The organism is Xanthomonas sp. Leaf148 (assembly GCF_001423585.1).
Lineage (GTDB): Bacteria > Pseudomonadota > Gammaproteobacteria > Xanthomonadales > Xanthomonadaceae > Xanthomonas.
This window is the reverse complement of record NZ_LMOP01000008.1, coordinates 508,276-520,514: the sequence shown is the minus strand read 5'-3', so window position 1 is coordinate 520,514 and position 12,239 is coordinate 508,276. Positions and strand designations below refer to the sequence as shown.

Sequence of the window (12,239 nt, the reverse complement as noted above, 5' to 3'; positions counted from 1 at the left end):
GGCGGTGCGTGCCGGGGCCGATGCATCCGGCCATCGGCGCCTGATGCGTGCCTACTTTTGACGTCTGCCTGATCAATGTTGCGCGTTCGATCGCCATCGCTGCGCGCCATCGGCGTGGGTGTCGGCTTGGGTGTCCCAGCGCAAACACGCGCGTGACGAAGACCGGCTAACAAAACGACTGCGCAACCACCAGGCGGGCGCGGCCGGTGATCGGTGCTGCATGCACCACTCACTCCGGTTCTGAGCATGCCGTCCACACCCACCTGACGACTGCTCGCTAGGTTTCGTTAGCCGCTCAAAGAGCAATCTCGACTCCCGTGCGTGGTTGCCGGCTGCACCACGACGTCCTCTGTCAGCCATCCAACCCAGTTCCTCGCAACCCAAGGCCAGAGCGGATGCGCCCTGACCGGGCACCCGGCTATGCTTGCGCACCGCTTCTGCAGGCACGCCTCGTGCACGACGCTCCACCGCCGCACCCCGACATCCTGGTCAGCGCCGCGCCTGCCGACACACCGCCGGTGGACCACGCGCACTGGCAGCAGTTGCCACGCCGTGGCGCCTACGTGGCCGCGGTCAACGGCGCACTTGGCGGTGGCTGTGCCGGCCTGATCGCGGCCGGTGTCATCGTCACTGCGCTGCATGCCTGGCACTACTGGCCGGCGGTGCTGGGCGTAACGCTGGTGCTGGCGATGCTGTGCGCATGGCTGGCAGTCAAGCGGCACCGGCTCACGCTGTGGAAACTCGACCAGCATGGCCTGGCGCTGCAACGCGGGCATCTGTGGCAGAGCGACACCCGCGTGCCGATCTCGCGCGTTCAGCACGTGGATCTGCGCCGCGGCCCGATCGAACGCGCCACGCGCCTGACCACGCTGGTGGTGCACACCGCCGGCAGCCGGCTCAATGCGGTGGCGCTGTCCGGTCTGGATCAAGCCGACGCCGAACATCTGCGCGATCGCCTCGCCCGCCAGCTCGATCACCACGACGACGCGCTGTGAATGCCATCGAACACCCCGGCCACGACGAGCAGCGCCTGCATCCGCTGTCATGGGTGTTCGTGCTGCTGCAGCAGATTCGCCAGTTCCTGATTCCGTTGGTCGCCTTGGTCGTGTTCGGCAGCCGCGACGGCAGCCGCGATTTTGCCGACCACATCGCCACCGCCGTGGTGATCGCCGTGCTGGTGGCGATTTCGGTGCTGCGTTACTTCACCTATCGCTATCGCATCGGGCAAGACAGCGTGGCGATCCGCAGCGGCCTGCTGGAGCGCAGCCGGCGCGACATTCCATTCGCCCGCATCCACAACGTGGTGGTTCATCAATCGCTGCTGCATCGGTTGGCCGGCGTGGCGGAAGTGCGGCTGGAATCGGCTGGCGGGCACAAACCCGAAGCGGAAATGCGCGTGCTGCGACTGGATCAGGCGCTGGCGCTGGAAGATCTGATACGGCGCCGCGCCCACAACGCCGATGCAGCTGCAGCTGCCGTGCAGACCGACGACCGCACCACCTTGTTGCGCCTGCCGATGGGCGAAGTGATCCGGCTGGGCCTGATTTCCAACCGCGGCATGGTGGTGGTCGCGGCCAGTTTCGGCGTGATCTATCAGATGATTCCGCGCCGCGTGGCGTCCAGCTTTATCGAGACCAATGGCGAGCTCGCATACCGCTACGTCAGCCAGATCCATCCGGGCGCGGCGGTGACCACGATCCTGGTGGCGATTGCCGCCGTGGCGGTGCTGCTGGCCATGCGCGCGCTGTCGGTGGCCCTGGCCGTGGCGCAATACCACGGCTTTCATCTCAGCGAATCGGAGCGGCGCCTCACCGTGGAGCGCGGCCTGCTGACGCGGATCCGCAGCAGCGTGGCACTGCGGCGGATCCAGTCATGGACGGTGTACGAAAGCCGGCTGCATCGCCTGTTTGGCCGCCGCCAGTTGCGCGTGGATACCGCCGTGACCAACACCGGCGACAACCACGATAGCGCGCTGAAAGAGCTGGCACCGATCGCCGAGCCGCAGCGGTGCGATGCCTTGCTGCAGCGTCTGCTGCCGGGTATTGCGTGGCCGCCGGCGCAGTGGCAGGCGATCGCCACGCACTGCTGGTGGCGGCTGAGCCTGCCGACGCTGCTGATGTTGCTGCCGCTGGTGGCCGGGCTAGCGTGGCAGTTCGGCAGTCAGGCTGCGTGGCTGCTGCTGTGGCTGCCGTGGAGCGCCTTCAAGGCGCATCGCCAAGTGCACCGCATGGGCTATGCGGTGGACGCGCGCTATGTGGCGGTGCGCGGCGGCTGGTGGAAGCGCTGGTGGCGGCTGGCCGAACTGGACAAGCTGCAGGCGCTGCAATTACAACGCTCGCCGCTGGATCGCCTGACCGGCACCGCCACGCTGTGGCTGGACACCGCCGGCGCCAGTCCCACCGGCCCGGCGCTGCGCTTGCGCTTTGTGCCATTGGCGCAGGCGCAGGCGCTGCAAACGCAACTTGGCGCCGCGCTGGCACGGCGCAAGCTGCGCTGGTGATTGCTGATTGCTGATTGGCGATTGCTGATCGCTGGTTGGACCAGCCTCGCTGATCGGCAGGGAGATCGCCCACGACCGACGATCAGCGCTGCGCCGGACCCCAATAGCCGAGTTCGCGCCGAATCTGCAGCCCTCGCCACACAGCGCCCAGCGGCTTGCGTCGCAGCGTGCCGAGCTTGCCGGCGATGAAATCCTCGGTGGCGGCAATCACCCGTTCGGACGATCTGCCATCGCGATACGGATGGATCGCATCGGCATAACTGGCCAGCGCGCTGCGTAGTTCGGCATCCGGCGCCAGCGCACGTGCCAGCTGCTGCGGCAACTGCGCCGGCTGCTGAAAGTCCAGCATATGCGGCTGCGGCACGCGGTTGCGGAAGGTCACCACCGGTTTGTGCTGCACCACGAACTCGGAAACGATCGACGAGGTATCGGAGACCAGCACATCGGCCGCACGCTGCGCCGCCACGACCTCTTCGGGCTCGACAAACCGCGCATTGGCACCAGCCAGCGCGCGATATCGGTCGAACAATTCCGGCGCGCATTTGGGATGCAAGGTGAGCAGCCAGTATTGCGCACCGCGCGCGATATCGGCGGCGATTTCCTCATACAGCACAGGTGCCGCGCTCAGGCGCTCGGTAAAGGTGGAACCGAACAGGATCACCGGCCGCCCGTTAGCGGGCGCACGCAGCGTGGCGCTGTGTCCGCCGTCATCGCGAAACACCGGATCGAGCTTGGGCCAGCCGGTCTCCACCACCGCAAAATGGCCCTCGCGCGCCGCCAGCGCACGAAACGGCGCAGTGGTGGCCGGGCCTTGCGTGCAATACAGATCGAACAAGCCGCGCACGCGAAAATGGCCGCGATTGTCCTCGCGCTTTTGCACGTTGAAGCCATGGAAGAGCTGCACCTTGGCGCCGGAGATAAACGGCGGCACCCAGTTGGCCGCACTGAACACCGCACGCGGACGCAGGGCCAGCGCCTCGCGCAACCCCACTTCGCGTACGCCCGGCAGCACCAGTCCGCGCGCACCGCCTTCGTACCAGGCGGCAACCGTGTCGCCGCGGGCCTGTAATGCCTGCGCCAATGGCGCCAGAATAGGCAACGCGTAACGCTCCGTTGCGAACAGCAGGTAATCGGCCATCACATGTCCTCTTCGACCGCACCCGACGAACGGCCTCGCATTAGCGCCTGCATTATCGCGTTCAACGAGGCCGATCGCCTACGCGACTGCCTGACCTCGCTGGCGTTCTGCGATGAGATCGTGGTGGTGGACTCCGGTTCCACCGACGCCACTGCTGCCATTGCCAGCGCGCATGGCGCGCGCGTGCTGCAACGCGCCTTCGATGGCTACCGCAGCCAGAAGGCGTATTGCGTCGCGCAAGCCGGCCACGACTGGGTGCTGTGCCTGGATGCGGACGAACGCATCAGCGACAGTTTGCGCGCATCGATCCTGACGGCACGCGATGCCGGCTTTGCCGACGCGGCCGGCTACCGGTTCGCGCGGCTCTCCGAGTATTTCGGCCGCTTCTTGCGCCACGGCAATGCGTATCCGGACCGCGTGCTGCGCCTGTTCGACCGACGCCGTGGCGGCTGGCGCGGCAAGCGCGAGATCCACGAAGCGGCCAGCGTCGATGGTGCCGTGGTCACCTTGCGCGGCGACCTGGTCCACTACCCCTATCGGTCGCTGATGCAGCAGCTGGCCAAGACCCAGCGCTACGCACAGATGATGGCCGAGCACGACTACGCCCGCGGCAAGCGCGCGACCTGGAGCAAGCTGGTGTTGGCACCGGCCTGGCGCTTCTGGCGCGGCTATCTGCTGCGCGGCGGGTTTCGCGATGGCTGGCACGGGCTGATCTACGCCTACGTGCGTGCCAACTACGTGCGCCAGAAGACCATCATGCTGTGGCTGCTACAGCACAACCAGCCGGTACAGGACCCGCCGCGCGCCGCGGATCAACGCAGCGACTGAGCGCGGTCAGCACGGCTGCTGCGCTCATCGCCAGGCGGCGCGACCGATGCGCTCGGTGGCCACGTACTCGTCGCACAGATGAGTCGCTTCGCATGGGCGGGCAACCGCATGACGGCTTGCGAAGGTCTTGATGCTTGTTGGCCGCACTCAGCCGATCAGGTTCCGAACACGCGAAGCGTCTCCAACTCACCACCGCTCGCTACGCGTTGCCGACAGCCTTCGGCATTGCCGGCTGTGCCTGACGTGCGGCCAGGCCCACCAATATGCCGACCATCGCCGAGTAGAAGCTTGCCGAGACCTGGTGCGCGAACATCGACTGGGTCAACCCGCACAGCGCATAGCTGATCACGATCATCACCCCGGCCGCCGCCGGCCCGCGGAACTGCACCTGCCCGCTGCGTCGATGCAAGCGCACGAACACCCACAGCGGCACGCCATAGACCGCAATCAGCAGCAACAGCCCGGGCACGCCCTGGGTGGCACCCCATTCGGCCAGATCGTTATGCGCATGGCCCAGATGGCAGCGCAGCAGCCAGGTGCCGCTGGAACAGACCGGCAACTCGCGCATCGCATCATCGAACCGACCTACACCGACGCCGGTCAGCGGATGCGCGCGCAAGGTATCCCAGGCCACATGCAGGCGTTCGATGCGGGCCCCGGCAGACGAATCGCTGTCGCCCACTTCGTAGCGTTGCAGATCGCTCTGCAACTCGCCCAGGCGCATCTGGTCGGTCAATGCGGGCACGCTGACGACCACGCCCACCGCCAGCACCGCACCGCCGACGAAGGTCAGCAGCCGCATGCGCGCGCTATGCCACGGCGCGCCCCAGGCCAGCACGCCCACGGTGGCCAGCAACGCCAGCCACACGCCACGGCTGCCGCTGAGCACGATCACCACCACCGCTGCGACCCCCGCAGCGACCAGCCAGCGCACAGCGCCGACCGGACGACAAAACGCCACCACCACCAGCAACATCAGCGCGATGTCGGCAAACACAATCGCATTGGTAAAGCCTTCTGCACGGTCGGCGCCATTCATCACCTGCAGCAATGCGATCAACATGGCCGCAAACACGCCGGCCAATGCGCCCCGCCACAGCCAGACCTGGCGTGGTTGCAAGGCGTAAGCCCATAACGCTGCCCAGGGCAGCACCAGAAAGCGCGAGCGGTTGTCGACATCGCGCAGGCCGTGCTCGAACAAGGCGATCGACAGCAGCGACATTGCGATCACGACCACCGTCAGCCACCCCACCGCGCGCAACGCACCGCTGCGCGCCGCGATGCCGGCACGCAGGCTGCGCCAGCCGACCAGCGAGCCAAGCAACAAGCACAGGCCGAACGGCAGCAAGCCGCTGGGCATGCTCACCACCAACGCGGTCAGCGTGAACACCCCCAGCTCGGCGATGCCCACGCCCGCGCGCGATGCCACGGGTGCGGACTGCGGGAGCGAAGTGGGCTGGGTACGCAGTGAATTCATTGAAAGATCGGTGGCGGAAGGGGGCGAGACAGGCACTGCACGTCAGCAACGCCGACCAAGCTAACGATGTCCCGCATGAATGACTGCTAGACAATCGCCAGTCACTGCAGTGGCCTGATGCAGGCAGGACCTGAAATGCGCGCGTGAAGGGCTCATTCGACGTCCAGGTTGCCCTGCTCTTTTTCTTCGACCGCCCGCTCCGTGGAGCTGGCCACGCAGTCGCCGCGCACCGCATCGCCCGGCACCAGCCACCAACGACGGCGATTGGCCACACCGACCAGCTGGCTGCGACTGCGGTCTACGCAACCCAGCAGCGCCGTCTCCTGCGCCATCAGCCAACGCTGCCCCGGTTGCTCGGCCTGCCAGGCCACGCCGCGTCGCAGCTGTTCTTCCCATGCCACCTTGAAGCCGAAGGTCTGCGCCGGGCGGTCGGCCATCAGCAGGTTCTGCTCCTTCCACGCCACCAGGCCGAGCTGGGCATCCGGGCCGATACGGCGCCCGACCTCGCGCATCACCGCACCGGCCGAACTGGAATCGTTGAAGATCGGGTAGCAGACCAGCCCGAACGCCACCCACCACGCGCCCAGCAGCGACACCACCGCCAGCGCGGAGCGGCGCACGCGCAACAGCAGCAGGCTCGCCACGCCCCAGGTGCCCACCGCCAGCAGAAGCCAGCCCAGCGGGTCGGTGGCTTCGCTGCCGACCCCGCGGCTGTCCATGATCTTCTGCTCGAATCCGGGGTGCCCGATCAGCATCGCCGCCCCGCCTGCGGCGAAGACCACAGTCAGCAGCAGCGCAAAACCGAACAGCACCCGCTGCACCCCGACCCGGCGCAGCAAACCCGCGGCCAGCGGCGCCAGCGCCAGACAGAACATCGGCAACGCCGGCAGGATGTAGACATCGCGCTTGCCGCTGGGGATGGTGAAGAACACCAGCACCAGCAACCACCACGCCAACGGCAGCAGATAGCGCGCATCGCGCCGGCGCAACCGCCGCCGCCACGCCGGAATCGCCCATGGCAACAGCAGGACGGTCGGCATCCACATCGTGGCCATGCTCTGCAGGTGGTACCAGATCGGCTGCGCGTGATCCCACGAACTGGCGTAGCGCTTGGCGGTCTGGCGCAGCAGGATGTCGTTGAGATACACGCGGTATTCGGGCTGGCCGGCGGTCAGCGCGGTGACCATCATCGGCACGAACCACAGCGCGATCGCCACGAAGAAGAACAGCGGCCCGAGCCAGAAGCGGCGGTCGCGCACATGCACGCGCACACCCGGCCAACCGCGTGCGGCGGCAATGCCGGCCGGGATCAGCATCAGCAGCGCGATGATGCCCACGCCCTTGGTGATCACACCCAGCCCGGCGGCAAACCAGCCCAGCGTCCACCAGCGCCAGGCCGGGCCCAGCAACAGATGCCGCAGCAGCCCGTAATTGGCCAGGGTGATCCAGAACACCACAAGCGGGTCGATCTGCGCCTTCTTGGCCTGGAAGGTGAAGTGCAGGGTGAACAGCAGCAGCCACGCGGCATACACCCCCACCCGCCGGGTCCATAGCCGCCGTCCCAGGTCGTACACACAGGCCAGCGTGCCCAGCGCCGCGAGCAGCGACGGCAGCAGGAACGCCACCCGCCAATTGCCCAGCAGCGTGTAGAACAGCGCCTGCAGCCACATCAGCATCGGCGGCTTGTCCGAATACAGCTCGTTGCCGCGATGCGGGAACAACCAGTCCCCGCTCAGCACCATCTGCTTGGCGACCAGCGCAAAACGCGGCTCGTCCGACGGCCAGGGGTCACGCAACCCCAGCCCGGCACCGATCACCAGTACCGCGGTGATGGCCAGCAACCAGAAATCCTTTGAAGCACGGGTCTTGAGCATGGCAGGCGGCAATGGGACGCGAAAAGGGAGCGCCGGCATCGGCGCGCGATCAGGACGCTTTTAGCAAAAGCGCGTAGAAGAAACCGTCGCAGTACTGCTCGCCGGGAAACCGCTGACGTCCCGGGCCCGCCGCATGGCCGAACTGCGCAACCAAGGGCTGCGCCTGCGCATCGGGCGTGCGTTGCAGGAAGGCCTCGACCTGCCCCTGGTTCTCGCGCGCCAGCAGCGAGCAGGTGGTGTAGAGCAGCTGGCCGCCCGGACGCAACGTGCGCCACGTCGCATCCAGCAAACGCGCCTGCAGGGCGCACAGCGCATCGATGTCGTCGGCGCGGCGGTGCAACAGCACATCCGGCTGACGACGCACCACGCCGGTGGCCGAACACGGCGCATCCAGCAGTACCGCATCGAAGGGCTGACCGTCCCACCATGCCGCCGGGTCGGCCGCATCGGCCGCATGCAGCGCGACCTGCGCGTTCGGCACGGTGCGCTGCAACGTCTGTTGCACACGTTCCAGCCGGCGCGCATCCACATCCAGCGCGGTGAGCTGCAACTGCGGGTAACGCTCCAGCAGATGCGCCGCCTTGCCACCGGGCGCAGCGCAGGCATCGAGTACCCGCGCTGCCGGCGTCAGCGTCAGCGCGTCGGCCACTTGCTGCGCGGAGCCGTCCTGCACCGAGACCTCGCCTTCGGCAAAGCCCGGCAACTGGCTCACCGGCACTGCACTGTGCAACCGCAGCGCATCAGGCAGCACCGTGTCGATCTGTGCGGCGATGCCCACCTCTGCCAGCCGCGCCACGTAGGCGGCTGGGTCGGTGCGCCCGCGATGCACGCGCAGCCACATCGGCGCCATCTGCGCGCTTGCGACGAAGATCGCTTCGGCCTGCTCGCCCCAATCGGCACGCAGCTGCTTGCGCAACCACGACGGCCAACCGGCATCGTCCGAGACCGCCGGAAATCCTTCGCGCTGCGCACGCCGCAGGATCGCGTTGACCATGCCGGCCTGGCGCGGCCGGCCCAGCGCGCGACACGCCTCCACGGTGGCCGACAGCGCCGCGTGCGCGGGCAGTTGCAGCACGTCGAGCTGAGCGAAGCCGGCCATCAACAATGCCTTGAGTTCGGCATCGCGCGGCGGCAGCGGGCGTTCCAGCCACTGCCGCAAGGCGACGTCGTAGGCCGGGCGGCGCCGCAGCACCGCAAAACAGATCGCCTCCACCAGCGCACGATCGCGCGGATCGGCAATCCCAGGCAGCGCAGCGGTCAGTTCGGCCTTCAACGAACGGCCCTGGTCGAACACGGCCGTGAGCACCTTCGCGGCTGCCAGCCGTGAGGCGACGCCGGCCGCCGCGGTGTCGGCGGCCATCAGCGCAGCGCCGGCAGGTCGCGGCGCGCGTTGAGGTAATCGGCGGCGGTGATCGCCTTGCCGCCCTCACGCTGCAACACGCGCACCCGCAGCGCGCCCTGCCCGCAGGCGATGTCGATGCCCTGCTTGCTGGCGGCCAACAAGGTGCCCGGCGGCTGTTGATGGGCCAACTCGAGCGCCACCGCGCCATGCAGACGCACCCGCTCGCCGGCCAGCGTGGCCTCGGCCACCGGCCACGGATTGAACGCACGCACGCGCCGCGCCAGTTCCTGCGCCGGCTGCGCCCAGTCCAGCCGCGCCTGCGCCTTGTCCAGCTTGTGCGCGTAGGTGACGCCCTCGGCCGGCTGCGCTTGCGCCACCGGGCGAATGCCGGCACGCAGCAAGCCCAGGCCATCGGACAGCACCTGCGCGCCCAGCGCGGCCAGGCGGTCGTGCAGCTGGCCGCCGGTTTCCTGCTCGCCGATCTCGATGCGTTGCGACAACAGCACCGGGCCGGTATCCAGACCGGCTTCCATCTGCATCAGGCAAACACCGGTTTCGGTATCGCCGGCCTCGATCGCACGCTGGATCGGCGCGGCGCCACGCCAGCGCGGCAGCAGCGAGGCATGCACATTCCAGCAACCGTGGGTCGGCGCAGCCAGCACCACCTTGGGCAGGATCAGCCCGTAGGCCACCACCACCATCAGATCGGCATTGAGTCCGCGCAGCGTGGCCAGCGCCTCGGGCGAGCGCAGCGTCTGCGGCTGGTACACCGGAATGCCGCGCGCGATCGCCTCCAGCTTCACCGGCGACGGCGTCAGCCCGCGACCGCGACCGGCCGGCCGATCCGGCTGCGTGTAGACCGCCACCACTTCATGTCGTTGCGCGGCAACGCGTAACGAGGCGACAGCGAAGTCCGGCGTACCGGCGAAGACAATTCTCATAGGGCTGGGATTCGGGAGTCGGAATTGGGGATTAGCAACCGCGGGTGACGCAGCCGAATGGAATCGGCGGGCCGATGAGTGGGGATTGGGGAAGTGGGATTGGGAATTGGCAACAGCGGTTGGCTGGTGCTTTCAGTCGCCGGGATAGACAGGCCGGACTTCAAACCAGGTCTGTGCAGAGACACACGACCTCGCGCCCCATGCATGACGCCGTCAATCAGGTTTGTTGAACAAACGACCTGCACACCGGCATCAACACGTGCACGGGGACCGCATTTGCCAATCCCCACTCCCGAACCCCAAATTCCCGCCCTCAAGCCACATGCTTGCGCATTTTGGCCAGCTTCTTGCGCACCATTTCGCGCTTGAGCGGCGACAGGTAATCCACGAACAACTTGCCGTCCAGGTGGTCCATCTCGTGCTGGATGCATACCGCCAGCAGCCCATCGGTGCTCAGCTCGTGAGGCTGCCCATGGCGGTCGAGATAACGCAGGGTGATCGCATCGGCGCGGCTGACATCGGCAAAAATGCTTGGCACCGACAGGCAGCCTTCCTGATACACCTGCTCGCCCTGCCTGGTGATGATTTCCGGGTTGACGAACACCTGCGGGGTGTTCTTTTCCTCGCTGACGTCGATCACCAGGAAGCGCTTGTGCACATCCACCTGACTGGCAGCCAGGCCGATGCCGGGCGCCTCGTACATGGTCTGGAACATGTCATCCAGCAGCGTCTGGAACGCCTGGCTGGTGACTTCGGTCGCATCGACCGGCACGGCTTTGGTGCGCAGCCGCGGATCGGGAAATTCGAGAATAGGGAGCAAAGCCATGGGGTTACCCGTCCAGAAACACCGGCGCGGCGCCGGCAAGACGGGGGCATTCTAGCGCAATGCTTGCGTGGCGCCCCGGTTTCTGGACTATAGTGCGCGGACCTGTTGGGGAATCAGGCAAGAAGGCACTCATGTTGAACCGACTTCGTACGGTCGTCGCTGCGGCGATGCTGACCGTCGCGACCTACGCTGCCGCGCAAGCGGTGGGCGAGCATCCAGACACCTATGTGGTCCGCAAGGGGGATACCCTTTGGGACATTGCTGGGCGTTTTTTGCAAAAACCATGGCTGTGGCCAGAAATTTGGCAAGCCAATCCACAGATCCAGAATCCGCACCTGATCTACCCGGGTGACGTGATCAGCCTGGCCTACCTGGACCGTGTAGGGAAAGGCACGATCCAGCCCGGCCCGCGCCAGGAAGCGCCGATCAACGCGATTCCGCTGGCTGATGTCGAGCCGTTCCTGAAGAATCTTCGCGTGGTCGAAGACTTCGACGAGCTGCCCTACGTGGTCGGCCTGGAAGGCGGACGCTCGCGCGCCACCACCGGGCAGGTCGCTTATGTGGTCGGTCTGGAAGACGCGCAGCCGGGCCAGCGCTTTGCGGTGGTGCGTCCAACCGTGAAGTTCAGCCTGCCCAAGCCCAACGAAGACCTGGATATGGCGGGCAATATCACCGCCGGCTCCGGCAACATCTGGAAGAACTTCATCGCGCCGAGCACGCGCCGTGAGTTCCTCGGCTATGAGATGGCGCAGGTCAACGTCGGCACCATCACCCGCAGCGCGGCGGGCGGCAATTCCAAGGCGGCGACCTTGCTGCTGCAGGACAGCGGCCGCGAAGTGCGCGCCGGCGATCGCATCGTGGCAGTGGAAGCGCAGCCGTATGATCTGCAGTTCATCCCGCATCCGCCGTCCGACCAGGCGCTGCAGACCGAGCTGCGCGTGCTGGCCATTTCCGACGCCTTCATCGTTGGCGGTACCCGCGACGTGATCGCCATTTCCGGCGGCGCGCGCGAAGGCATCAACAACGGCACGGTGTTCTCGATCTGGCGCAAGGGACGCACCGTCAGCGACCGCGTGAAGCATTCGCGCTTCTCGCGTACCGATGACGATTTCAGCGGCCCGTCTGGCTCCACCGTCGGCCTGCCCGATGAATATGCCTCGCACGCGATGGTGTTCCGCACCTTCGACAAGGTCAGCTATGCGCTGGTGATGGAAAGCGTCAAGCCAACCGGCCTGGGCTACTTCGTCAAGCATCCTGACGCGCAGTAATCTGAAAGTCCGATGCGGTAACGCGACGGCGCCTGAGGGCGCCGT

At 66.9% G+C, this 12,239-nt stretch carries 10 protein-coding genes and 1 other RNA gene; 5 read left to right on the top strand and 6 right to left on the bottom strand.

Features of this window, described 5'->3' with window-relative positions; genetic code table 11:
• The first annotated feature begins 220 nt into the window (after positions 1-220).
• The 3 genes from ASF90_RS21690 to ASF90_RS06925 all read left to right on the top strand — a co-directional run bounded on the left by ASF90_RS21690 (position 221) and on the right by ASF90_RS06925 (position 2,500).
• Positions 221-293, top strand: a non-coding RNA gene (locus ASF90_RS21690) — sX9 sRNA.
• A gap of 225 nt (positions 294-518) precedes the next feature.
• Positions 519-995: a PH domain-containing protein gene (locus tag ASF90_RS06930; RefSeq protein WP_055850214.1), complete on the top strand. Its 477-nt coding sequence runs from the start codon at positions 519-521 to the stop codon at positions 993-995.
• On the top strand, positions 992-2,500 hold the full coding sequence (locus tag ASF90_RS06925) for a PH domain-containing protein (protein ID WP_055847668.1): 1,509 nt from the start codon (positions 992-994) through the stop codon (positions 2,498-2,500). The genes ASF90_RS06930 and ASF90_RS06925 overlap by 4 nt, the downstream gene beginning before the upstream one ends.
• 82 nt (positions 2,501-2,582) lie before the next feature.
• Here ASF90_RS06925 and ASF90_RS06920 read toward each other — a convergent pair whose 3' ends face one another.
• Positions 2,583-3,641 (bottom strand): CDP-glycerol glycerophosphotransferase family protein, encoded by a 1,059-nt coding sequence (locus ASF90_RS06920; protein ID WP_115560233.1) that lies wholly within the window; start codon positions 3,639-3,641, stop codon positions 2,583-2,585.
• On the opposite strand from ASF90_RS06920, the gene ASF90_RS06915 reads away from it, so the two are divergent.
• On the top strand, positions 3,642-4,466 hold the full coding sequence (locus ASF90_RS06915; RefSeq protein WP_055847662.1) for a glycosyltransferase family 2 protein: 825 nt from the start codon (positions 3,642-3,644) through the stop codon (positions 4,464-4,466).
• 199 nt (positions 4,467-4,665) lie between these two features.
• Here ASF90_RS06915 and ASF90_RS06910 read toward each other — a convergent pair whose 3' ends face one another.
• The 5 genes from ASF90_RS06910 to def form a co-directional block, all read right to left on the bottom strand.
• Entirely contained in the window at positions 4,666-5,943 is a 1,278-nt protein-coding gene (locus tag ASF90_RS06910; RefSeq protein ID WP_055847659.1) for an O-antigen ligase, read from the bottom strand.
• A 152-nt stretch (positions 5,944-6,095) separates the two neighbouring features.
• On the bottom strand, positions 6,096-7,817 hold the full coding sequence (locus tag ASF90_RS06905; protein WP_055847657.1) for a glycosyltransferase family 39 protein: 1,722 nt from the start codon (positions 7,815-7,817) through the stop codon (positions 6,096-6,098).
• 49 nt (positions 7,818-7,866) lie between these two features.
• Positions 7,867-9,177, bottom strand: a complete 1,311-nt coding sequence (gene rsmB, locus ASF90_RS06900) for a 16S rRNA (cytosine(967)-C(5))-methyltransferase RsmB (RefSeq protein ID WP_055847654.1) — start codon at positions 9,175-9,177, stop codon at positions 7,867-7,869.
• On the bottom strand, positions 9,177-10,100 hold the full coding sequence (gene fmt / locus ASF90_RS06895; protein WP_055847651.1) for a methionyl-tRNA formyltransferase: 924 nt from the start codon (positions 10,098-10,100) through the stop codon (positions 9,177-9,179). The genes rsmB and fmt overlap by 1 nt, the downstream gene beginning before the upstream one ends.
• A gap of 313 nt (positions 10,101-10,413) precedes the next feature.
• The gene (gene def / locus ASF90_RS06890; RefSeq protein ID WP_055847648.1) at positions 10,414-10,926 is read right to left on the bottom strand and encodes a peptide deformylase; all 513 of its coding nucleotides are present in this window, start codon (positions 10,924-10,926) and stop codon (positions 10,414-10,416) included.
• Positions 10,927-11,057: 131 nt separating this feature from the next.
• Here def and ASF90_RS06885 point away from each other — a divergent pair, with 131 nt between their 5' ends.
• The gene (locus ASF90_RS06885) at positions 11,058-12,194 is read left to right on the top strand and encodes a LysM peptidoglycan-binding domain-containing protein (protein ID WP_055847644.1); all 1,137 of its coding nucleotides are present in this window, start codon (positions 11,058-11,060) and stop codon (positions 12,192-12,194) included.
• Positions 12,195-12,239 lie beyond the last annotated feature (45 nt).

Bases quoted from the DNA above. Each gene is read 5' to 3' on its own strand.
- ASF90_RS06905 (WP_055847657.1), bottom strand. From the start codon at position 7,817: ATGCTCAAGACCCGTGCTTCAAAGGATTTCTGGTTGCTGGCCATCACC.
- def (WP_055847648.1), bottom strand. From the start codon at position 10,926: ATGGCTTTGCTCCCTATTCTCGAATTTCCCGATCCGCGGCTGCGCACC.
- rsmB (WP_055847654.1), bottom strand. From the start codon at position 9,177: ATGGCCGCCGACACCGCGGCGGCCGGCGTCGCCTCACGGCTGGCAGCC.
- ASF90_RS06885 (WP_055847644.1), top strand. From the start codon at position 11,058: ATGTTGAACCGACTTCGTACGGTCGTCGCTGCGGCGATGCTGACCGTC.
- ASF90_RS06910 (WP_055847659.1), bottom strand. From the start codon at position 5,943: ATGAATTCACTGCGTACCCAGCCCACTTCGCTCCCGCAGTCCGCACCC.
- fmt (WP_055847651.1), bottom strand. From the start codon at position 10,100: ATGAGAATTGTCTTCGCCGGTACGCCGGACTTCGCTGTCGCCTCGTTA.
- ASF90_RS06915 (WP_055847662.1), top strand. From the start codon at position 3,642: ATGTCCTCTTCGACCGCACCCGACGAACGGCCTCGCATTAGCGCCTGC.